The organism is Micromonospora sp. NPDC049240 (assembly GCF_040647835.1).
Taxonomy (GTDB): Bacteria; Actinomycetota; Actinomycetes; order Mycobacteriales; family Micromonosporaceae; genus Micromonospora.
Genome location: NZ_JBEZCX010000023.1, coordinates 16,794 through 36,978 on the forward strand (window position 1 = coordinate 16,794; position 20,185 = coordinate 36,978).

The following is a 20,185-nucleotide window of genomic DNA, read 5'->3' on the forward strand; positions in this document are numbered from 1 at the left end:
CGTCCAGGTGGGCTCCCATCTTGAGGACTGATTCTTTCGCACCGCAATCCATTGCGTGACCAGGTCTATTGGCGCATCGATGGCGTTGATTGGAGTGGAGATGGACCAGCCACGCTGGAACGAGGTCTATCTGATCGCGAGCGCGCGTGGGATCTCGGTGTGCGGTGACCTGCTCGCCGCGACGGCGCTGGCTATCGTGCTACAGCAGCAGGGTGCCGGCGGATACACCGTGGCCGCGTTGCTGCTCAGTGCGGCCCTGCCGCCGGTGCTACTGGCCCGGTTGACCGGACGGATCGCCGACCGGCTCGACAGCCGGCGGATCATCATGGCGGTCGCGCCGGTCCAGGCGTTGTGCTGCCTGGCGATGCTCACCACGTCGGCCCCGGGGATGCTCATCGCCCTCAACGCGCTGCTGGCATGCGGGGTCGCCGTCACCCAACCGGTGTTCGCCGCGCTCGCGCCCGCGATGGTGGGCGTGGACAACGTCCCACGGGCAAGCGCGATCACCCAGACGTTCACGTCCGCGGGGATGTTCGCCGGGCCCGTGCTCGCCGGCGTCCTCGTCTCGATCGACGGACCGAGGTTGCCGCTGGTGCTCGACGCGGCCAGCTTCCTCGCCGTCGCGCTGGTGGGTCTGGTGATCCGCACCAGCCGTGCCCGCCGGCAGCCGGCGCCGTCCGCACCGCACCGCCCGCCGGTCGTGGCCTACCGGGTGCGCGACGACCGCGTGCTGCTCGTCGCGCTGGTCATGGTGGCAGCGGTCGTCGCGGCGGCGAACCTGATGGATGTCGCGGTCGTCTTCTTCGTCCGCGGCACGTTGCATGCCTCCGCGTCGATGTACGGCATCGTCATGGGTAGCTGGATGCTCGGCCTGGTGTTCGGGGCATGGGCGGCGGCGCGTGGCCGGACCGACGACCATGGTTACCTGATCAGGCTGGTCACCGGTCTTGCGCTGGTCAGCGCTGGCATCCTGGCCGGCGGCACCGTCAGCGAGGCAGGCTGGGTGATACCGGCGTTCGTGATCGGCGGGATCGGCAACGGCATGCTGGGCTCCGCGGCCGGAACGCTCGTCGCGCGTCGCACCCCGGAGGAGGCGCGGGGGATGGGGTTCGCCACCCTCGGCGCGGTGATCAATGGAGCGATGGTAGCCGGATTCCTGATCGCCGGTGGACTCCTCGAGGTCATCTCACCGCGTCTGGTGCTCATCTGGTCCGGTGCGTCCGCACTGGCCCTGGTGCTCGCAAGTGCGGTGCCGGTCCTGACGATGAGTCGCCGGCAACGGCACGCGGCAGACGATTCCCTCACGCTGGTTGGTGCAGCAGGCCGGAACGGATGACGACGGCGACCAGCGTCGCCCGATCGACCCCCTTGGGAAGGCCGAGTTTTTCGGCGACATACTTGATGTGGGCGTCCACCGCTCCCGCACTGATCGGGTGTCCCCTGCTGGACAGCCGGCGGGCCATCTCGGCCGACGTGGGCAGCACCGCGTCCATCTCGCCGCGCAGCCGTTCCACGCACAGTTCCCCGAGCACCGCGAAGTACGTGGACCGTTGGTCGAGCAGCGGCCTGCGGGCCGCCACCTTCTGGCAAACGGAGCACGGCCTGGGCGACGCGCGGATGTATCGCGGTTCGTGGCCGAACACGGAGACCTTCGGTCCGGAAGACGCAGCGGTCAGGTCGATATGTGCGAGCTCGAACGGCACCGGCACGTCCAGCCGCTCCGGGTCGACGATGACGTACTGGTACCAGTCATCCATGTTCTGCACGGTGACCGGATGCCGATCGGACAGATTGCTGAGCAGCCAGAAACTCTCCCGGGCGGTGATCCGCCAGCTCAGCGGTGGCGCGCCCGCAGCCAACACCGGCAGATCGAAGGGGCATCGACTGCATTGGCAGACGCCAATAGTCGCACTTTGACCTGACGTCAGGGTGACCTGGCTTGGCTGGACCCCGGGGTACGTGGGGCCCTGAATAATGATCTTTTTCATTGTCCCCGTTCCACTGGCTAGACTCACAGTTCACAGTGATATGTCTCACGAGCTGCCATGGAGTGCGACCCGAGCCCGGGCCAGCTTCGCCGAACTTACCTCGACCCCGAGTTCCCAACAAGGACCCGAGTTCCATAAACACGCATCGTAAACGTCCATGATTTGCTATCAGGACATTGACCAGCAACATTGCCTATCTGACCGCCACGCGGCATGACGCTCGGTGAGCCGCAGGCGCCTCTCATATCAGAGACCCCGCCCACTGGCAACTGCTGCCCATCTCGGCTTTCCGCGATGTCCGGCACTCTTCTCCTGTGCCAGGCTTGCTCTCGGTTGGCCCACTGATGCATTTGGTCAGCCAGCTCGTCGATATCGCGAGGCAAATGTTCCGTCGATCACTGATTGGAGGTGTGGAAAATGGACCTCGAATTCATCGAGACCTCCGCCGACCTGCGGGCTCTCTCGTACTTCAACGCGATCGCGTGACTGAACCGTGGTGCTGGTGGAGCGAATCGCTCCACCAGCACCACCTCGCTTGTTACAGTTCTTGAGAATGGATGAAGATGCGTACTCCGACATTCGAGGAGCTCGCCGGCGACGAGGCTGAGTTCTTCGCGAATCACTTCAACCAGACCCCGCTGCTGCGGCGGGCCGCGCTGTCCGGAGACTCCCGCGACGTCCTGTCCGTCGCGGACCTCGACGAACTCCTGCATCTCGAAGCCATCCGCCCGCCGTACCTCGCCATCACCAAGGACGGCGACGGTGTCCCGGAACGGGCATACACCACCCTGACCCGCGTCCAGGGCACCACGGTCACCGACACGGTCGTGGCGGAACGCGTCTACGAGCTGTTCCGCACCGGGGCCACCCTCACCTGGAGTTCCCTCAACCACGTGCTGCCCTCGGTGCGGGCGCTGACCCGGATGCTCGCCACCAAGTTCGCGGCCCGCAGCGACGTGGTGGCCTTTCTGACGCCGGCGGGCCGGCAGGGCTTCTCACCACACCACGACCCGGTCGACCTGTTCATCATCCAGCTCGAAGGCACCAAGCACTGGAAGCTGTGGGAGCCGCCGGCGACGCGCCGCGGCGACATCGGACACTACAAGCTCGAAGAGCTCGGCACCCCGGTGATCGAGACGACTCTGCAGGCCGGCGACGTGCTCTACCTGCCCTACAACACGCCGCACGTGGCGGCGGCCGAGGACCAGGTCTCGCTGCACCTGTCGGTGATGGTGCGGCCGAGGATGTGGCGCGATCTGCTCGGGCTGGCCGTCGAACGGCTGCTGGACACCGAGGGGTTCTGGCAGTTCCCCTACCTGCACGAAAGCACCGTCACCGACCTCGTCCCGGCCTTCACCGACCACGCGGCGTTGCTGGCCGAGCGGCTACGGGAGATCGACGTCGAGGCCGAGCTGCGCCGGTTGATGACGCTCGGACAACACTCCGAGGGCACCGCCCAGGGCAACGAGTTCCAGACCATCGCGGCACTGGACGCCATCGGCGGGAGCACGCTGCTGCGACGTACCGACGTCGCCGTGACGTTCCAGGAGAGCCAGGACGGCCGGACCAAGACCAAGGTCAACGGCCACACCATCGCGATTCCCAGCGCGGTTGCGGCGACCCTCGCACGGATGACCAGCGGCGAGTCGGTCCCAGCCCGGGAGATCAATCCCGATGTCGAGACCGCGCGTTCGGTCGGCATCGCCCAGGCGCTCGCGCGACTCGGCGTCCTCACCGTCGCGCGCTGATCGGGCCGACTCCGATGTACACCCCGACGTTCGCCGAACTCGCGGGCGACGAGACACAGTTCTTCGCACACCACTTCAACCAGGCTCCGCTGCTGCGCCGCGTAGCGCTGTCCGACGATCCTCGGTCCGTCCTCTCGATCGCCGACCTGGACGTCCTGCTGCACCTCGAAGCGCTCCGGCCGCCGTATCTCGGCGTGACCGTCGACGGTCAGGCGACGCCACTGGCGGCGTACACCGCGCCGGTCCGCGTGCAGGGCGCCATGGTGACCGACGTCGTCGTGCCGGAGCGGGTGTACGAACTGTTCCGCACCGGCGCGACGGTGACCTGGAGCTCGGCCGAGCAGCTCAGCCCGTCGCTCCGGGCGCTCACGGCGGTGCTCGCCGAGAGGTTCTCGGCCCGCAGCAGCGTGACCGCCTTCCTCACCCCGGCCGGGCGGCAGGGCTTCTCTCCGCACCACGACCCGATCGACGTGTTCGTCATCCAGGTCGAAGGCACCAAGCACTGGAAGCTGTGGGAGACGCTGGCGCCGCGCAAGGAGACCTTCGGTCACTACCGGATCGACGAACTGGGCGAGCCGGCGTTCGAGGCGGTGCTGGAGCCGGGCGACGTGCTGTACATGCCGTACAACACGCCCCACGTGGCGGTGGCCGAGGACCGGGTGTCGCTGCACCTGTCGGTGAGCGTCCAGCCACGGTTGTGGCGCGACGTCCTGGCGGCGAGCGTACGGCGGCTCCTCGACAGCGGGGAGTACTGCGACGCCGCTCGTCCCGACGAAGCGGCACTGGCCCGCTTCGCTGCCCGGCTGGACCAGCTCGACGCGGCCGCGGAACTGCGCCGCCTGATCGACTCCAGGGAGCTCCCGTGATCCGCAAGGTCCTGATCGGTGCGCTGGGCGCGTTGGTCGCCGCATGGCTGACCGCCTTCGCGGTACCCGCCCATCCCACGCCGACCATCAAGGTGCCCGCCCCCGCCGACGTGCTCGACAGCCGAACCGGCGTGATCTTCGAGTCGCACGACGCGGACGGGGCCAACACCATGCTGCCCGCTGACCAGGCCATCGAGAGTGCGATCGGACAGGTCAATCCACGCCGGCAACCCGATTCGGCCAACTCCGACCGCCAGTTCAACTGAAGGGAGCACACGAATGCCGCGGTTGGTGATCAGACCCCCCGGCTGGACGCAGTCCGGACCGGCCCGCGTCGCGCAACGGGTCGTCCGCATCCTGCCCCTGCTCGTCGTCACGGCGTACGCGGTGTCCGTCATCGGGTACAACCTGCCGCCGTCGCCGCTGAAGGTGCGGTTGCAGTCGACCCTCGACGCCGTCGTCGACCCCTACCTGACGCAGCGGTGGCGGCTCTTCGCACCCAACCCGCCCAACGGCAACTACGACGGCTGGCTCCAGGTCGAGTACCGCACCGGCGGCACCACGACGACCAGCCCGGTGCTGTCGCTCACGCAGCCGCTGATCGCCGAGGCCAAGGCGCACCGGCTCTTCCCGCCCCGGGTCGACCGCACCGTGCTGAACCTGGGCTATTCGCTCTCCGACATCGCGACCTCGGAGACCAAACTCGAGCGGCTCATCACGAGTCGACAGAACGGGCAGCCGCTGACCGACCCCGCCGATCCCAGCCACCCGATCAGCGCGCAGGAGGCCAGCATCCTGCCAGCCGGCTGGCAGGAGTTGGAGGGCGCCGGGCAGATGAGTGACACCGAGTACCTCGCCGCGGCCCGAGAGAGCCTGGCCGGTGCCCGCAAGCAGGTGAGCGGCCAGATCGGCCGGCTCGCCTCGATGATGGTGCCCGGCGTCCAACTCGACGGCGAACCGGTGCGGGTGCGGGTCTTCTACACCTGGACCGCGATCCTGCGCTTCTCCGAGCGGCACGAGGCGGACCCCGAACAGGACCCGCCCATCCGCATCGCCGACACCGGCTGGATGTCCTACCAACCCCCGGAGCGGTGAATGTCCACCTTCCTCGACCGTTTCGCCACCGGCCGCCGACGACTGGTCGGTCTGTCCCTGCTCAGAATCGGGCTCGGCGCCACCACCGCCCTCATCTATCTGGCCAACTTCCCGTACCGCGACGCCCTCTACGGGCCGAACGGGACCACCAGCTTCGCCAGCTTCAGCGCCTCGCAGCACTCCTCCGGGAGCGTGTTCTCCCTCTATCGCCTCAGCGACGGTGAAACATGGTTCAACCTGGTCTACCTTTCCGGCCTGGTGGCTGCCTTGGTCTGGACCGTCCTGGGCGGAAGGGCACTGACCCTGGTGAACGCGATTTTCATCTGGTCACTTGACCAGCGCAATCCCAACGTGCTTGACGGCGGCGACAACCTGGCCCGGATCCTGTTGCTGCTGCTGGTGTTCGCCACCACCAACGCGTACCTCAGCCCGCTCGCCGCGCGAACCCGCGCCCGGCTGACAGCGACAAGCGACAAGCCGACGCTGCTCAACAGTGTGCACAACGCCGCCGGGGTGCTGGTTGTCTTCCAGATCTGTGTCGTCTACGCCATGTCCAGCTTCTGGAAGATCGTCGACACCCGCTGGCGCGAGGGCAACGCGCTCTACTACATCAGCCAACTGCACCAGTTCCAGTACAGCGACACCGCCACCGCGCTCATGCACAACGCGGCGCTGGTGACGCTCGCCTGCTACCTGACCATCACGGTGCAGCTGGCGGTGGTGCTGCTGGTGCCCGGCCGCAACCGGCGGCTCCGCGAGATCGCGCTGCTGCTGGTGATCGGCATGCACCTCGGCATCGGGGCCACCATGGGCCTCGTCAGCTTCGCGTTCTACATGATCGCCGCTGACTGTGCGCTGCTGTCCGACGACGACTACCGCGCGACCCGCGACTGGCTCAGGCGGCGCTTCGCGTCGGCGTACCGCCGGAACGCTCCGGTCTCACCGGCGGTACCGGCCCCCGAGCCCGACCTGGTCGGTGGTGCACGATGAGTGACTGGTCGTCCTCCGCGCAGTACCTGCGCAACGAGGCCCGGCACTACGACGACGAGATCGGTGCCGGCTGGCCCACCGGGCCGGCGGTCCGATTCCTCAGGGACGTCGTCGGTGCCGGCAGCCGGGTCCTGGAGTTCGGTGTCGGCACCGGCCGTATCGCCCTGCCGCTCGGGTCCGGCTCGGGCCTGAGCGTCACCGGCGTGGACAACTCCGCGGACATGCTCGCCGTGCTGGGCACCAAGGACCCGGCCGGTGTGATCCGGACGCGCCACGCGGACATGGTCGACGTCCGGCTCGACGAACGCTTCGATCTCGTGTACTGCGTGTTCAACACCATCTATGCACTGCCCGACCAGGACACGCAGGTCGCCTTCCTGCGCAACGCCGCGCGTCATCTCGCCGACGACGGCCGCCTGGTGCTGGAGACACAGATGATCGGGCTGTCCGACTTCGTCAACAACAAGATCATCGCACCCACGCAGATCCGGCCCGACCGCACCGAGCTTGTCATGATCCTGCACGATCCGGCGGAACAGACCCTGGTGCGGCAGACGGTGAACTTCCGTGCCGACGGCGTGCACCTCGCGCCGTTGCGGATGCGCTACGTCTGGCCCGCCGAGCTGGACCTGATGGCGCGCCTGGCCGGACTGCGCCGCACCGGCCGATTCGGCGGCTGGTCACGGGAGCCCTTCACCGGAACCGGCGTCTGCATCTCGATCTACCAGCACGGGAGTGATCTACAGTGACGTTCGCCGACATCTTCGGGTCGCCGACCGAGTTCGCCACCGTGCTGGCCCGCGAGGCCGTCGTGCGCAGGCAGGCCATGCGGTGCCCACCGGGTGACCTGCTCACCGTGCGCGACCTGGATCGCCTGCTGCGGTCCCGCACCATCCGCGCAGCGGACATCCGGATCGCCGCCGAGAACAACATCATCGTCCCGGTCGAGTACACCGCCGTCGCCGAGTCCTCGGGCGGTGTGCATGCCGAATACGCGGTGGCCGAGCGGGTGTACCGCTACTTCGAGGCCGGCGCCACGCTGATCTGGCCGCACCTGCAGCGCTTCGTGCCGGCTCTGTTCGACCTGGCTCGCGACGTGGCGGCTGCCGTGGGAACCCCGACCTGGGTCGACGGCTGCCTCACCCCCGCAGGACGGATGGATCTGGTCGTCCACGACCGGCCGGTGGAGATCGCCATCGTCCAGCTCACCGGTACCCGCCGGTGGCGGGTCTGGCCGACGAAGCCGCAGCACGCCGACACCAGCCGTGTCGGCGCATCGGGTGAGCCGGCCGTGGACGCCACTCTGGAACCCGGCGACGTCCTCTACGTACCCTCCCACTCGCCGTACGTGGGTGACTACGGCGGCAACCTGTCACTGCACGTGAGCGTGACGTTCCGCCAGCCCACCTGGCGGAACCTGATGACGGACCTGGTGGCCGAGCTGCTCCTGGACGACGCCTTCCTGGAGCGGCCGCTGCCGGTCGACGCCTTCGGGCCGGGTCTGCCGGCCCGGCGCGACGAACTGCTGCGCCGACTGTCGGCGCTCGAACTCGACGACCTCGCCGCACGACTGCGCACCGCCCCGGACGCCACCCCGTCGCTGGGCGTCCTTCCCGACGCGCGATCGTCAGGTGAGCCGGGCCGGTTCGCGCAGTTGGCCGACGCCGACCGGATCGGTCTGGACGACGACATCGAGATCGGCCCGTCCTGCACCGTTGCCGACGGCGCAGTGACCGTCGGCGCGACCACGTATCGCCTGGACGCAAAGCTGGTCGACACCTTGCGGCAACTGCGCGACACCGGGGGCCGGTGGCCGGCCGGCAAGGTGGCGGCCGTCGTCTCCACCGATCCGCACCGCGTGATTCGCGCGCTGGTACGGGCCGGCGTCCTCCGCCAGGCCGCGTGAGTCCGACAAGCCCTTTCTGCGCAGTGCATGGGGACCGTCGGCACGGCCGGCCCTACGAGGACACCCGACAGTCAAGCGATCGAGGCCGTGCCCCATTTTTCGCTGGTCACAGCCTCGATCGTCTTGATGGGGTTGACGTGGCCCTCGACAGGGCCGGAGCCCCTCAACCACCGCGCCACGTTCCTGATGCACCGGATGAGGACGGGGCCGGCCCCGATGCCGGATACCCGACGAATCAGTCTGACGAAGGTCGACGCCTCTTCACCTTTTGCGCCACCTCTGACACCCTGCATTCGCGGCACAACCCAGTGGATAGGCGGGTCGAGAGCGATGACAAAGCGTTGGCTGGTCACGGGATGTTCGAGCGGACTCGGTCAGGCTCTCGCGGCCCGGCTCGCCGCCGAGGGCGACCAGGTGGTGGCGACCGCCAGGCAGCCGGAGACCCTGGACGAGTTGGTCGCCCGGCATCCGAACAACGTGGTGGCCGCCGCCCTGGACGTACGGGATCCGGAGCAGTGCGCAGCAGCGGTCGCGCGTGCGGTGGACGCCTTCGGCGGCGTCGACGTTCTGGTCAACAACGCGGCCTACGGCCAGTTCGGCACCTTCGAGGAGATCTCCGACGCGGAGCTCGCCGCGCAGTTCGCCACAAACGTCTTCGGGCCGTGGCGGCTCACCCGCGCCGTGCTGCCGCTGTGGCGGGAGCAGCGCCACGGGCACGCCGTCTTCGTCAGCTCGGTCTCCAACGTGGTTCCCATCCCAGGGCTCGCCGCGTACAACGCGAGCAAGTATGCGCTGGAGGGAGCGGCCGAATCGCTTGCCGCCGAGGCCGGGCACCTCGGGGTCAAGGTGACCATCCTGCAGCCGGGCGGCTTCGCCACCGGTTACAGCGCCAACCTGCGGAGACCGGAGCACGGTATCGCGGACTACACGCCGGTCAGCGAGGGCATGTTCCGCGCGCTGCACGAGATGAACACCTATGCGGAGATCAACTCCCCCGAGCTCTTCGCCGACGTGGTCTGGCGGCTCGGTCAGATGGACTCGCCGCCGCTTCGACTGCCGGTGGGATCCGACTCGGAGGTAGTCCTGACGCGCGCCTACGACGCCCGACGCCGAGAGTACGACCAGGTGGTCAAGGCGGGCCATCACATCGCCCCGTGAGCAGGCGCGCGAGGAACGATCGAGCCAAGATCGTCGACGTTCTTCCGCATGAGCAAGTCCGCCTGGCGCTGGCCGGGATCGCAGCGGACCAGGCGCAGTCCAAGCTGGACCAGACACGGTCACCGGACTGGCCGGCCGCGAAGGAGCCGCCTCTTCGTCGCAACAGGCCCGGGCTGCACCCAGGTTGACGGACGCCACGACGGTTCCGGCCAATCGGGGAACCTCAGGCTTACCTCTTTCCCGGTCACCGGCGCAGGTGGCCGATGCCGTGCTGGTCGAGCCAGGTGACCGTCCGCAGCACGAACGTCGGCGCCGCCGAGCCGGCGCTGACGTCGGTGGCGACCAGCGGTACCTGGGCGGCGACCGGGAGCAGGGTGGACTGCCAGCAGGCCGGCGTGGCGCAGGCCGAGCGGTCGTCGACGCGCCAGGCGGCGGCCACGTTGCGGCCGTCCGGGTCGGCCGGACGGTATTCCAGCCACCGGCGCAGGTCGTTGCCGCCGTCGATCCCGGCGGCGAGGACCAGGTTGAACGAGCCCTGCACGCGAAGCAGGCGGATCTGCTCCTGCACGCCGAAATTCGGCAGGCTGGTGCCCGCGCACGCGACGCCGCCGTCGCGCCAGCAGGTCCAGACCACCGCGGGACCGGTGCCACCGGCCGCCGGGAAGTCGTAGGGCGAGATGTCGAAGATCACCGCGTTGTCGGCGCCGAACACCTCCGCCGCCGCGCTCCAGAAGGAGCGCGTGGCGAGAAGGTCGCTCTGGCGCAGCGACACGATGGGTGTGATGCCGGCCCGGACGAGCCGGTCGACGTACCGGGCCGCCTCGTCGACGTAGCCGACGCGGTTCTGTCTGTCGGTGGGGCTGCCGGTGTAGACGAAGCAGGCGTCGCTCAGCACGACCCGCACCGCGTCGACGCCGCGGGCCCGCAGCGCACCTACGGACGCGTCGTCGACCGGGCCGTCCCAGCGGATCGGTCCCCACGCGCACTCGCCGGGCGCGTCCGACCGGATGATTCCGCGTGGCCGGTACGGCCTCGGGTCGGTGGTGACCGTACGGATGCGGTTGCCGATCGCCTTCAGCGCGGGGGCGGCACCGGGTGCCGGCGGCGGGAGCACCCGGATGCCGCGGACCTCGGCGGTGGCCTGGGCGCCGTCGCTGTCGTAGGCGGTGGCGGTGACGCGGGTGCCGCTGTTCGGCGGCGCGCCGCGCCAGTCGAACGCGTACGGCGCGGTGGTGTCCACGGCGAGCAACGTGCCGCGCTCCCGGAACTCGACCCGCTCGATCCGCCGGCCGGCCGCCGCCGTGGCCTCGGCACGGATCGGGATGACGCCCGGCGCGGCGAAGAAGTCGTTGGGCAGGGGCGAGGTGAGCGACACCGACGGGCCGCCCGGCTGTGGGCTGGGCTGCGGGCTCCCCGAAGCCGTCGGCTGCGACGAGCCGGTCGGGCTGCCGACGTCCCCGTTGCACGGCTGGCCGCTCAACACCCAGTCGGTCGGCTCGGGCTCCGCGTCCCGGTAGTTGCCGCCGAAGCGCACCGTCACCGAGGCGCCGGTCGGCAGCGTGGACCCCGCCGGTGGGCGGAGCATGGTGATCGGGTACAACTCGCCGCTGCCGAGCGTGTATCCGTCCGGCAGCCGGTCGAGGCCCATGGTGATCGTCTGGCCGCTGACCTGACGGAACCGCAGCCACCAGTCGGTGACGGGGGAGCCCAGGTTGGTGACGGTGAGCTCGGCCCAGAAGCCGTTGGACCACTCTCGGGTGATGGTGTAGTCCACCGTGCACGCCGTCGCGGCGTACGCCGGCGGCAGCACCATCGTCATGGCCCCACCGACGACGACCACGGCGGCCGTGGCCAGCGCGAAGATCCTGCGTCGCATCATGCCCCCGCATTCATCGACAAACATCGCTCAATAAAGCCTCGGCGGTCGGGACTCTGTCTGTCAATACCGTGGTGCACGTCACCGACGAGGGCCGCGGCCTGGGCGGGTGGGCAGCGGACGGCGGGCGGTGGTCAGTCGGGCGGGGCCATGCGGCGACGCAGTTCCCGCTTGAGCACCTTGTGACTCGGCCCGAGCGGCAGGTCGTCGACGTACCGGACCTGCCGCGGGTACTTGTGCCGGCCCAGATGCTCCCGCGACCAGTCGATCATCTCCTGCTGGTCGGGCAGGCCCGGGCCGGCCGGGTCCGCCACCACCACCGCGCAGACCTCCTCGCCGTGGTGCGGGTCGGGCACCCCGATCACCGCCACCTGGCCGACCGCCGGGTGCCCGGCAAGGACCTCCTCCACCTCGCGTGGGTAGACGTTGAAGCCACCTCGGATGATCATGTCCTTCTTCCGGTCGATGATGGTGATGAACCCGTCGGCGTCCTTGCGTCCCAGGTCACCGCTACGGAACCAGCCGTCCACCACCGCCTCCGCGGTCGCCTCGGGCCGCCCCAGGTAACCGGCGAAGACGTTGTGCCCCCGGATGACGATCTCGCCGAGCTCTCCGGTCGGTAGCAGCTCGATCCGCTCGTCCACCTCCGCGCGGGCGATCTCCACCTCCACGCCCCAGACCGGGTGCCCGATGCTCCCGGCGCGGGTGCCGAAGTGCGGCTGGTTGGTGGTGGCGGTGGGTGAGGTCTCGGAGAGCCCGTACCCTTCGAAGACCGTCGTCTGGAAGGCAGCGTGGAACCGTTCCAGCACGGCCACCGGCAGCGACGCCCCGCCGGAGACGCAGAGCCGCAGCCGGGGCAGGTCGTCCCGGTCCCGGGCGGCGTCGAGCAGCGCCACGTACATCGTGGGCACGCCGTGGAAGACGTCCACCCCCTCGCGCAGCATCAGGTCGATGGCGGCCGGCCCGGTGAACCGGCTCAGCAGCACCAGCGTCGCGCCGATCCGGAAGGTGCCGTTCATCGCCACCGTCTGGCCGAAGCTGTGGAACAGCGGCAGGCAGCCGAGCACGACGTCCGTGCTGCGCGCGTCGTTGGCGTCGAAGACGTTCACGGTGGCGTTCATGACCAGGTTGAGGTGGGTGAGCAGGGCGCCCTTGGGCACCCCGGTGGTGCCGCTGGTGTAGAGCACCACCGCCGGGTCCTCCGCCGACCGGGTGACGTACGACGGCAGCGGTGGCAGCGGGTGGCTCAGCTCCTCCAGGCGGGGCGCGACCGCGCCGGCGGCCGCCGGCCCGACGGTCACCAGCGGCACGCCGGCCGCCGCCGCGGCGGCGGCGCCCAGGGCGAACTGGGAGCTGTGGCACACCAGCAGCTTCGTGCCGCTGTCGGTCAGCACGTGCGCCGCCTCGTCCACGGTCAGCAGCAGGTGCACCGGGACGAGCACCGCGCCGGCGGCGAGGGCCCCGTAGTAGACCCGGGGGAAGTCCACCACGTTCGGGGCCAGCAGGGCCACCTTGTCGCCGGGGCCGACCCCCAGCTCCCGCAGCCCGGCGGCGTAGCTGCGCGCCTCCAGCCACAGCTCGGCGTACGTCACCCGGGTGTCGCCGTCGACCACGGCGACGGTGTCGGCGTGCCGGCGGGCGGACTCGGCCAGCACCATGGCCAGCGACAGCGCTGTCATCGGGCCACGCCCCGCACCAGGCGGCTGACCGTCTCGGCGACGCAGACCGGCTTGCCGCCGGCGTCGCTCTCCACGGTGACCGCGGTGACCACCTGCACACCGCCGTCCACCGGTGACACCTCGGCCAGGGTCGCGGTGGCGCGGACCGCGCTGCCGACCCGGAGCGGGGCCGGGAAGCGCACCCGGTTGAGGCCGTAGTTGACCCCCAGGGCCACCCCCTCGACCCGGTACAGGCCACCGGCCAGCGCCGGCAGCAGGGACAACGTGAGGTAGCCGTGCGCGATGGTGCCGCCGAACGGGCCGGCCGCGGCCCGTCGCGGGTCGATGTGGATCCACTGGCGGTCGTCGGTGGCGTCGGCGAACCGGTCGACCCGTTGTTGGTCGATCCGGAACCAGGGGCCGGGGCCCAGGGTCTCGCCGGTCGCCTCGGCCAACTCCTCGATGGACGCGAAGACCCTCATGCCAGGTGCCCTCCCAGCTTCGTGTAACCGCGTAGCAGGTCGCGGGAGATGATCAGTCGCTGCATCTCGTCGGTGCCCTCGAAGATCCGGTACAGCCGGACCTGCCGGTACCAGCGCTCGATCGGCAGCTCGCGGGTGTAGCCCATGCCGCCGTGGATCTGCAGGACGCGGTCGACCACCCGATTGACCATGCCCGCGCCGTAAAGCTTCGCCATCGAGGAGGCGTGCCGCGGGTCCATCCCCTGGTCGACGGTCCAGGCGGCGCGCAGGATGAGCCAGCGGGCCGCCTCCAGCTCGGTCTCCGAGTCGGCGATCATCCACTGGATGGCCTGGTTGGTGCCGATCTTCGCGCCGAAGGTCTCCCGGGTGTTGGCGTAGTCGATGGCCATCGACAACGCCCGCTCGGCGATGCCGACGGCGTGCGACGGGATGGTGTAGCGGCCCTTGCCGATCCACTCCATGCCGAGGCTGAAGCCCTGCCCGGGCTCGCCGAGGATGTTGCGCCCGGGCACCCGGACGTCGTCGAAGACCAGCGAGGCGGGGCCACCCTCGCCCATCGTCTGGATGAACTCCGAGCGCCAGCCCATCGACCGGTCCACCAGGAACGCGGTGGCGCCGCCGTGGCGGGCGCCCTTCTCCCGGTCGGTCACCGCGATCACGATGGCGAAGTCGGCATCGTGACCGCCGGTGATGAAGGTCTTCTCGCCGTTGAGGATCCAGTCGTCGCCGTCGCGGCGGGCGCTGAGCTTGATGTTGGCCGCGTCGGAGCCGGCGCCGGGCTCGGTGATCGCGAAGCAGCTGCGCCGCTCCCCCTCGATGGTCGGGACCAGGTACTCGCGCTTCTGCTCGTCGTTGGCGTGGAACAGGATGTTGTCGGCCTCACCGCCGAACCGGAACGGCACGAACGAGCGGCCGAGTTCGGTCCAGATCAGGGACTGGGTGACGGCCGGCAGGTCCATGCCGCCGTACTCCTCCGGGGTGGCCAGCCCCCAGAACCCGAACTTGCGCGCCTTGAGCTGCAACTCGCGCAGCTCGCTGTGCTCCAGTCCGGGCCGGTGCGCCCGCTCCCGCCGCAGCAGTTCCTGCTCCAGCGGCATGACCTCCCTGGCGATGAAGTCGCGGGCGGTGTCGCGGATCGCCCGCTCGGTGTCGGAAAGCGCGAAGTCCATGTTTCCTCCGGGTGCTGGTCCGCCGGCGCGCCTCAGCGCGCGCCGCCGTTGACGTACAGGGTCTGGCCGCTGACGTACGACGCGTCGTCGCTGGACAGGAAGGCGATCACCGAAGCGATCTCGGTCGGCTGGGCGACCCGGCGCAGCGGGGTGTGCTCGGCGACCATCCGCTGATGCTCCTCCGGGCTGCTGCCGACCCGCTGCGCGGTGGCGGCGGTCATCGCGGTGGCCACGTAGCCCGGGGCGACGGCGTTGACCGTGACGTTGTACGGGCCGAGCTCGATGGCGAGGGTGGCCGTCAGGCCCTGCACCCCGGCCTTGGCCGCCGCATAGTTGACCTGGCCCCGGTTGCCGAGGGCGGAGCGGCTGCTGAGGTTGACGATCCGGCCGTAGCGGGCCGCGACCATGTGCTGTTGGGCGGCCTGGCAGCAGAGGAACATGCTGGTCAGGTTGGTGGTCAGCACCGCCTCCCAATGTGGCAGGGGCATCTTGAACAGCAGGTCGTCGCGGGTGATGCCGGCGTTGTTCACCAGCACGTGCAGCCCGCCGTACGCCTGCACCACCCGGTCGGTCATCGCGGCGACCGCCGCGGGATCGGTCACGTCGCAGCCGATGCCGACGGCCCGGCCGCCGGCCGCGGTGATCTCGTCGGCGACCGCCTGGCTGCGCTCCTCGTCGAGGTCGACCACGGCGACGGCGGCGCCCTCGGCGGCCAGCCGGTGCGCGGTCGCCGCGCCGATGCCCTGCCCGGCGCCGGTGACGACGGCCACCCGGTCGGCGAATCTGGTCACGGGTTCTCCCCTTTGCTAGAAGGCGTTGACGCCGGTGAGCGCGCGCCCGATGAGCAGCTGCTGGATCTGGCTGGTGCCCTCGTAGAGGGTGGCGACCCGGGCGTCGCGCAGGTACTTGCCGACCGGGTACTCGTCGATGTAGCCGTACCCGCCGAAGACCTGGACGGCGTTGTTGGCCGCCCGGACCGCGGCCTCGCTGGCGAAGAGCTTGGCCATCGACGCCTCGGTGGCGAACGGCTCGCCCCGGTCGACGAGGTCGGCCACCCGCCACACCAGCAGCCGGGCGGCGGCGGTGTCCACGGCGATGGCGGCGAGCAACTGCTGCACCAGTTGGTGCCCGGCGATCGGCTTGCCGAACTGGGTGCGCTGCCCGGCGTAGCCCACCGCCGCGTCGAGGCAGCCCTGGGCGATGCCGACGCAGCCGGCGGCCACCGACATCCGGCCCTTGGCCAGGGTGGCCAGGGCCAGCCGAAACCCGCCGCCGGCCGGGCCGAGGCGCGCCGAGTCGGGCACCCGGACGGCATCGAAGCGCAGCTCACCGGTTGCCTGGCCGCGCAGCCCGAGCTTGCCGTGGATCTCTTTCCGGGTGAGCCCGGCGACGGTGGTGGGCACCAGGAACGCGGTGATGCCCCGGTGTCCGGCCCCGCCGGTGCGGGCGAAGAGCAGGACCACATCGGCCAACGTGCCGTTGGTGATGAACGTCTTCGCGCCGGTGATCAGCCAGTCGCCGCCGTCGCGGGTCGCCCGGGTGGTCAGCGCGGCCGCGTCCGAGCCGCTGTCCGGTTCGGTCAGGGCGAAGCAGCCGAGCGCGGTGCCGGCGCAGAGCCGGGGCAGCCACTCGGCCCGCTGCGCGGCGGACCCGTGCGCGGCGATGGCCTTGGCGACCAGCCCGAGCGACACCGAGACGATGCCCCGGACGGCGGAGTCGCCCCGGCCGAGCTCCTCCAGCACCAGACAGTAGGAGAGGTGGTCGCCGCCGGACCCGCCGTTCTCCTCGGGGATGGTCAGCCCGAGGAAGCCCAGCCGGCCGAGCTTTCCCACGATCTCCGGGTCGACCGACTCGCGCCGGTCCCAGGCCGCCGCGTACGGGGCCACCTCCCGGTCGACGAACTCGGCGGCCAGTCGCCGGACGGCCGCCTGCTCCGGGGAGAGCTGAAGGTCCATGAGGCATAAACTAGCGCTGCAAGTTTAATTCCGTCCAGACCTCGTTGTGGCAGAGTTGCGGCGAACCCACGAGCGAACGAGGGAGGCACGGATGCCCCGGCCGAGGCAGGCGCTGCTCAGCCGGCAGCGGATCGTCGAGGCCGCCGCGGCGCTGATCGACGCGGACGGCCTGGAGGGGTTCTCCACCCGCCGGCTCGCGGCCGAACTCGGGGTGCGCGGGCCCTCGCTGTACAACCACTTCGCCACCATGGACGAGATCCTCGACGCGGTGGCCGACAGCGTCACGGCGCAGGTCGACGTCTCCTTCTTCGGCCGCCTCGACTGGCGCGAGGCGCTACGCCGGTGGGGGCACTCGTACCGGGCGGCACTGGCCGCGCACCCGAACATCGTGCCGCACCTGGCCCGCGGGCCGGGCCGGCGGCCGGCGGCGCTGGCGATGGCCGACGCGGTCTACGGTGGACTCGTCGCTGCCGGCTGGCCGCCCGCGCGCGCGACGCACATCGGCGCGCTGATGCGCTACTTCGTGGCGGGCTCCGCGCTCGGATCGTTCGCCCGTGGCTTCGTCGAGGACCCGGGGTTGTACGACGAGCGGTATCCGCACCTGACCCAGGCGCACCGGCTCGCCGAGCATCAGCAACGGGTGGACGAGGGCGCCTTCGCGCTCGGCCTCGACGCGCTCATCCACGGGCTCTCCCGCACCTACGAGGAGCACATCGGGCCGCTGCCACCCCTCCCACCGGCCGACCTGGGGCGCTAGAGTCAAAACTTGCAGCGCTAGTTTTTGACCACGGTGAGGGGCGCGATGGATCTCGCACGAACCGACATCTATCTCGACGGAGCCTGGGTCGCCCCCTCCTCCGGGCACACCATTGCGGTGCACAACCCGGCGACCGAGGAGCTCCTGGCCCGGGTGCCGGCCGGCACGGCCGCCGACGTCGACCGGGCCGTCGCGGCCGCCCGGGCCGCCTTCCCCCGCTGGGCCGCCACCACCTCGGCGCAGCGGTCCGCCACCCTGGACCGCCTGCACGCGGCGCTGGCCAGCCGGGCCGCGATCGCCGCCGAGACGGTCGTGCTGGAGCTGGGCACCCCGCTCAGGGTGGCCACCCGGGTACAGGTCGGCCTGCCGCTGACCGTGCTGCGCAGCTACGTCGAACTGGCCGCCCGGCCGCCCGCCGAGGAGACCGTCGGCAACTCGCTCGTGGTCCGCGAACCGGTCGGCGTGGTCGGGGCGATCACCCCGTGGAACTACCCGCTGCACCAGGTGATGGCGAAGGTGGCGCCCGCGCTGGCCGCCGGGTGCACGGTGGTGCTCAAGCCCAGCGAGCTGACCCCGCTGACCGCGTACCTGCTCTTCGACGCGATCCACGAGGCCGGCTTCCCGCCGGGGGTGGTCAACCTGGTGCCCGGCACCGGCGTCGAGGTGGGCGAGGCCATCGCCGCCCACCCGGACGTCGACATGGTCTCCTTCACCGGCTCGACCGCCACCGGCCGGCGGATCTCGCACCTGGCCGCCGACCGGATCGCCCGGGTGGCGCTGGAGCTCGGCGGCAAGTCCGCCAACGTGATCCTCGACGACGCCGACCTGGCCACCGCGGTGCGGGTCGGCGTGGGCAACGCCTTCCTCAACTCCGGCCAGACCTGCACCGCCTGGACCCGGATGCTGGTGCACCGGGACCGCTACGACGAGGCGTTGAGTCTGGTCGCCAAGGCCGCCGACAGCTACCGGACCGGCGACCCGTTCGCACCGGACACCCGGCTCGGCCCGCTGGTCTCCGCGGCCCAGCGGGACCGGGTGACCGGCCACGTGAGCCGGGCGCTCACCGACGGCGGCCGGCTGATCGCCGGCGGCCCGGACGCGGTGCTGCCCGAGCGGGGCTGGTTCGTCGCCCCGACCGTGCTCGCCGACGTCGACCCGGGCAGCGCGCTGGCCCAGGAGGAGGTCTTCGGACCGGTGCTCGCCGTCATCCCGGTCGACGACGAGGAGGCGGCGGTGGCCGTCGCCAACAACTCCCGGTACGGCCTGGCCGGCGCCGTCTGGTCCGCCGACGAGGAGCGGGCGGTGCGGGTCGCCCGGCGGATCCGCACCGGAGCCGTCGACATCAACGGCGCGCCGTTCAACCCGCTCGCCCCGTTCGGCGGCTACAAGCAGTCCGGCCTCGGCCGGGAACTGAGTCGCTACGGGCTCGACGAGTTCCTCCAGACCAAGGCGATCCAGCGGTGAGGGCGCTGCTCGCCCGAGGCGTGGACCAGCCGCTGACGGTGGAAGAGGTGGAGCTGCCGGCACCCGGGCCGGGCGAGGTACGGGTGCGGGTACGGGCCGCCGGGGTCTGCCACTCGGACCTGTCCATGGTCAACGGCACCGTCGCGCCGCCGTACCCGCTGGTGCTCGGACACGAGGCGGCGGGCGAGGTGGTCGAGGTCGGCCCCAGCGTCGACCGCGTCCGGCCCGGCGCGCACGTGGTGCTGAACTGGGCGCCGCCCTGCCGGAGGTGCTGGTACTGCGGTCGCGGCGAGCCGTGGTTCTGCGAGCGGACGGGCTCCCCCGCGACCGCCCGGGGCCGGACCTCGGCCGGCGCGCCGCTGCACGTCGCCCTCGGCCTCGGCGCGCTGGCCGAGGAGGTGGTGGTGCCGCAGGAGGCGGTGATCGACGTTCCGGCGCAGCTACCGTTCGCCACCGCGGCCCTGCTGGGCTGCGCCGTCCTCACCGGGGTCGGCGCGGTACGCCGGACCGCCCGGGTGGCGCCCGGCGAGTCGGTGGCGGTGATCGGTCTCGGCGGGGTGGGCCTGTCGGTGGTCTCCGCCGCCCGGGCCGCCGGCGCCGACCCGGTCCTCGCCGTCGACGTGTCGCCCGCCAAGGCCGAACTGGCCGCCGCCGCCGGGGCCACCGACTTCCTCGTCGCCGACGACGCGCTGAGCCGGGCGGTCCGGGAGCGCACCCACGGGCGTGGCGTCGACCACGCCCTGGAGTGCGTCGGCCGCGGCGTGACCATCCGCGCCGCCTGGCGGGCCGCCCGGCGCGGCGGCCAGGTCACCGTGGTGGGGATGGGCGCACGGGACGACGTGGTCAGCCTGAGCGCGCTGGACATCTTCCACTCCGGGCGGACACTGCGTTCCTCGGTGTACGGCTCGTCCGACCCGGACCGGGACGTGCCCGAGCTGGCCCGTGCCGTGCTCGACGGCACCCTGGACCCGGCCGCCCTGATCACCCACCGGACCGACCTGGACGGCGCCGCGGCGGCGTTCGACCGGATGGCCCGCGGCGAGGGCGCCCGTACCGTCGTGCTGCCCTGACCC

Annotated in this window: 19 protein-coding genes; 12 read left to right on the forward strand and 7 right to left on the reverse strand. The window is 70.9% G+C overall.

Features of this window, described 5'->3' with window-relative positions:
• The first annotated feature begins 100 nt into the window (after nt 1-100).
• Nucleotides 101-1,336, forward strand: coding sequence for an MFS transporter (locus tag AB0B02_RS27360; RefSeq protein WP_281940170.1), 1,236 nt, complete (start codon nt 101-103; stop codon nt 1,334-1,336).
• Here the strand turns inward: AB0B02_RS27360 and AB0B02_RS27365 are convergent.
• On the reverse strand, nt 1,302-1,988 hold the full coding sequence (locus tag AB0B02_RS27365; protein ID WP_281940168.1) for a hypothetical protein: 687 nt from the start codon (nt 1,986-1,988) through the stop codon (nt 1,302-1,304). The two genes, AB0B02_RS27360 and AB0B02_RS27365, sit on opposite strands and share 35 nt — an antisense overlap.
• A 563-nt stretch (nt 1,989-2,551) precedes the next feature.
• Between AB0B02_RS27365 and AB0B02_RS27370 the strand changes: the two genes are divergently transcribed.
• From AB0B02_RS27370 to AB0B02_RS27405, 8 genes are all read left to right on the forward strand, one after another.
• Nucleotides 2,552-3,736: a cupin domain-containing protein gene (locus AB0B02_RS27370; protein WP_357304988.1), complete on the forward strand. Its 1,185-nt coding sequence runs from the start codon at nt 2,552-2,554 to the stop codon at nt 3,734-3,736.
• Between the two features lie 14 nt (nt 3,737-3,750).
• Entirely contained in the window at nt 3,751-4,602 is an 852-nt protein-coding gene (locus AB0B02_RS27375) for a cupin domain-containing protein (protein ID WP_281940165.1), read from the forward strand.
• Entirely contained in the window at nt 4,599-4,868 is a 270-nt protein-coding gene (locus tag AB0B02_RS27380; protein WP_281940164.1) for a hypothetical protein, read from the forward strand. Before AB0B02_RS27375 ends, AB0B02_RS27380 begins: the two co-directional genes overlap by 4 nt.
• Nucleotides 4,869-4,893: 25 nt before the next feature.
• Nucleotides 4,894-5,697 carry a DUF5819 family protein gene (locus AB0B02_RS27385; RefSeq protein WP_281940162.1) on the forward strand — a complete coding sequence of 268 codons (804 nt, stop codon included), beginning with the start codon at nt 4,894-4,896 and terminating at the stop codon, nt 5,695-5,697.
• Entirely contained in the window at nt 5,698-6,687 is a 990-nt protein-coding gene (locus tag AB0B02_RS27390; RefSeq protein WP_281940160.1) for a hypothetical protein, read from the forward strand.
• Nucleotides 6,684-7,436 (forward strand): methyltransferase domain-containing protein, encoded by a 753-nt coding sequence (locus AB0B02_RS27395; RefSeq protein ID WP_357304995.1) that lies wholly within the window; start codon nt 6,684-6,686, stop codon nt 7,434-7,436. The genes AB0B02_RS27390 and AB0B02_RS27395 overlap by 4 nt, the downstream gene beginning before the upstream one ends.
• Nucleotides 7,433-8,593: a cupin domain-containing protein gene (locus AB0B02_RS27400; RefSeq protein ID WP_357304998.1), complete on the forward strand. Its 1,161-nt coding sequence runs from the start codon at nt 7,433-7,435 to the stop codon at nt 8,591-8,593. Before AB0B02_RS27395 ends, AB0B02_RS27400 begins: the two co-directional genes overlap by 4 nt.
• A 330-nt stretch (nt 8,594-8,923) precedes the next feature.
• Complete coding sequence (locus AB0B02_RS27405; protein WP_281940155.1) at nt 8,924-9,751, forward strand: SDR family oxidoreductase; 828 nt, start codon at nt 8,924-8,926, stop codon at nt 9,749-9,751.
• Nucleotides 9,752-9,995: 244 nt separating this feature from the next.
• On the opposite strand, the gene AB0B02_RS27410 is transcribed toward AB0B02_RS27405, so the two are convergent.
• From AB0B02_RS27410 to AB0B02_RS27435, 6 genes are all read right to left on the reverse strand, one after another.
• Entirely contained in the window at nt 9,996-11,630 is a 1,635-nt protein-coding gene (locus AB0B02_RS27410; protein ID WP_357305003.1) for an Ig-like domain-containing protein, read from the reverse strand.
• A 131-nt stretch (nt 11,631-11,761) separates the two neighbouring features.
• Nucleotides 11,762-13,306 (reverse strand): long-chain fatty acid--CoA ligase, encoded by a 1,545-nt coding sequence (locus AB0B02_RS27415; RefSeq protein ID WP_357305006.1) that lies wholly within the window; start codon nt 13,304-13,306, stop codon nt 11,762-11,764.
• The gene (locus AB0B02_RS27420) at nt 13,303-13,767 is read right to left on the reverse strand and encodes a MaoC family dehydratase (RefSeq protein WP_357305009.1); all 465 of its coding nucleotides are present in this window, start codon (nt 13,765-13,767) and stop codon (nt 13,303-13,305) included. The genes AB0B02_RS27415 and AB0B02_RS27420 overlap by 4 nt, the downstream gene beginning before the upstream one ends.
• Nucleotides 13,764-14,936 (reverse strand): acyl-CoA dehydrogenase family protein, encoded by a 1,173-nt coding sequence (locus AB0B02_RS27425; RefSeq protein ID WP_281940148.1) that lies wholly within the window; start codon nt 14,934-14,936, stop codon nt 13,764-13,766. Before AB0B02_RS27425 ends, AB0B02_RS27420 begins: the two co-directional genes overlap by 4 nt.
• A gap of 32 nt (nt 14,937-14,968) precedes the next feature.
• Entirely contained in the window at nt 14,969-15,727 is a 759-nt protein-coding gene (gene fabG / locus AB0B02_RS27430) for a 3-oxoacyl-ACP reductase FabG (RefSeq protein ID WP_281940146.1), read from the reverse strand.
• Nucleotides 15,728-15,742: 15 nt separating this feature from the next.
• Complete coding sequence (locus tag AB0B02_RS27435; RefSeq protein WP_281940145.1) at nt 15,743-16,891, reverse strand: acyl-CoA dehydrogenase family protein; 1,149 nt, start codon at nt 16,889-16,891, stop codon at nt 15,743-15,745.
• Between the two features lie 91 nt (nt 16,892-16,982).
• Here AB0B02_RS27435 and AB0B02_RS27440 point away from each other — a divergent pair, with 91 nt between their 5' ends.
• From AB0B02_RS27440 to AB0B02_RS27450, 3 genes are read left to right on the forward strand one after another with little or no spacing between them, the layout of a single operon-like run.
• A complete protein-coding gene (locus AB0B02_RS27440) occupies nt 16,983-17,648 on the forward strand; it encodes a TetR/AcrR family transcriptional regulator C-terminal domain-containing protein (RefSeq protein WP_357305013.1) in 666 nt (221 codons plus the stop codon).
• A 45-nt stretch (nt 17,649-17,693) separates the two neighbouring features.
• Nucleotides 17,694-19,112, forward strand: coding sequence for an aldehyde dehydrogenase family protein (locus AB0B02_RS27445; protein WP_357305016.1), 1,419 nt, complete (start codon nt 17,694-17,696; stop codon nt 19,110-19,112).
• Nucleotides 19,109-20,182: an alcohol dehydrogenase catalytic domain-containing protein gene (locus AB0B02_RS27450; RefSeq protein WP_281940142.1), complete on the forward strand. Its 1,074-nt coding sequence runs from the start codon at nt 19,109-19,111 to the stop codon at nt 20,180-20,182. Before AB0B02_RS27445 ends, AB0B02_RS27450 begins: the two co-directional genes overlap by 4 nt.
• Nucleotides 20,183-20,185: the final 3 nt, after the last annotated feature.

Coding starts and splice junctions, on each gene's coding strand:
- AB0B02_RS27360 (WP_281940170.1), top strand. CDS start 101: ATGGACCAGCCACGCTGGAACGAGGTCTATCTGATCGCGAGCGCGCGT.
- AB0B02_RS27365 (WP_281940168.1), bottom strand. CDS start 1,988: ATGAAAAAGATCATTATTCAGGGCCCCACGTACCCCGGGGTCCAGCCA.
- AB0B02_RS27370 (WP_357304988.1), top strand. CDS start 2,552: ATGCGTACTCCGACATTCGAGGAGCTCGCCGGCGACGAGGCTGAGTTC.
- AB0B02_RS27375 (WP_281940165.1), top strand. CDS start 3,751: ATGTACACCCCGACGTTCGCCGAACTCGCGGGCGACGAGACACAGTTC.
- AB0B02_RS27390 (WP_281940160.1), top strand. CDS start 5,698: ATGTCCACCTTCCTCGACCGTTTCGCCACCGGCCGCCGACGACTGGTC.
- AB0B02_RS27395 (WP_357304995.1), top strand. CDS start 6,684: ATGAGTGACTGGTCGTCCTCCGCGCAGTACCTGCGCAACGAGGCCCGG.
- AB0B02_RS27405 (WP_281940155.1), top strand. CDS start 8,924: ATGACAAAGCGTTGGCTGGTCACGGGATGTTCGAGCGGACTCGGTCAG.
- AB0B02_RS27410 (WP_357305003.1), bottom strand. CDS start 11,630: ATGATGCGACGCAGGATCTTCGCGCTGGCCACGGCCGCCGTGGTCGTC.
- AB0B02_RS27415 (WP_357305006.1), bottom strand. CDS start 13,306: ATGACAGCGCTGTCGCTGGCCATGGTGCTGGCCGAGTCCGCCCGCCGG.
- AB0B02_RS27420 (WP_357305009.1), bottom strand. CDS start 13,767: ATGAGGGTCTTCGCGTCCATCGAGGAGTTGGCCGAGGCGACCGGCGAG.
- AB0B02_RS27425 (WP_281940148.1), bottom strand. CDS start 14,936: ATGGACTTCGCGCTTTCCGACACCGAGCGGGCGATCCGCGACACCGCC.
- AB0B02_RS27435 (WP_281940145.1), bottom strand. CDS start 16,891: ATGGACCTTCAGCTCTCCCCGGAGCAGGCGGCCGTCCGGCGACTGGCC.
- AB0B02_RS27440 (WP_357305013.1), top strand. CDS start 16,983: ATGCCCCGGCCGAGGCAGGCGCTGCTCAGCCGGCAGCGGATCGTCGAG.
- AB0B02_RS27445 (WP_357305016.1), top strand. CDS start 17,694: ATGGATCTCGCACGAACCGACATCTATCTCGACGGAGCCTGGGTCGCC.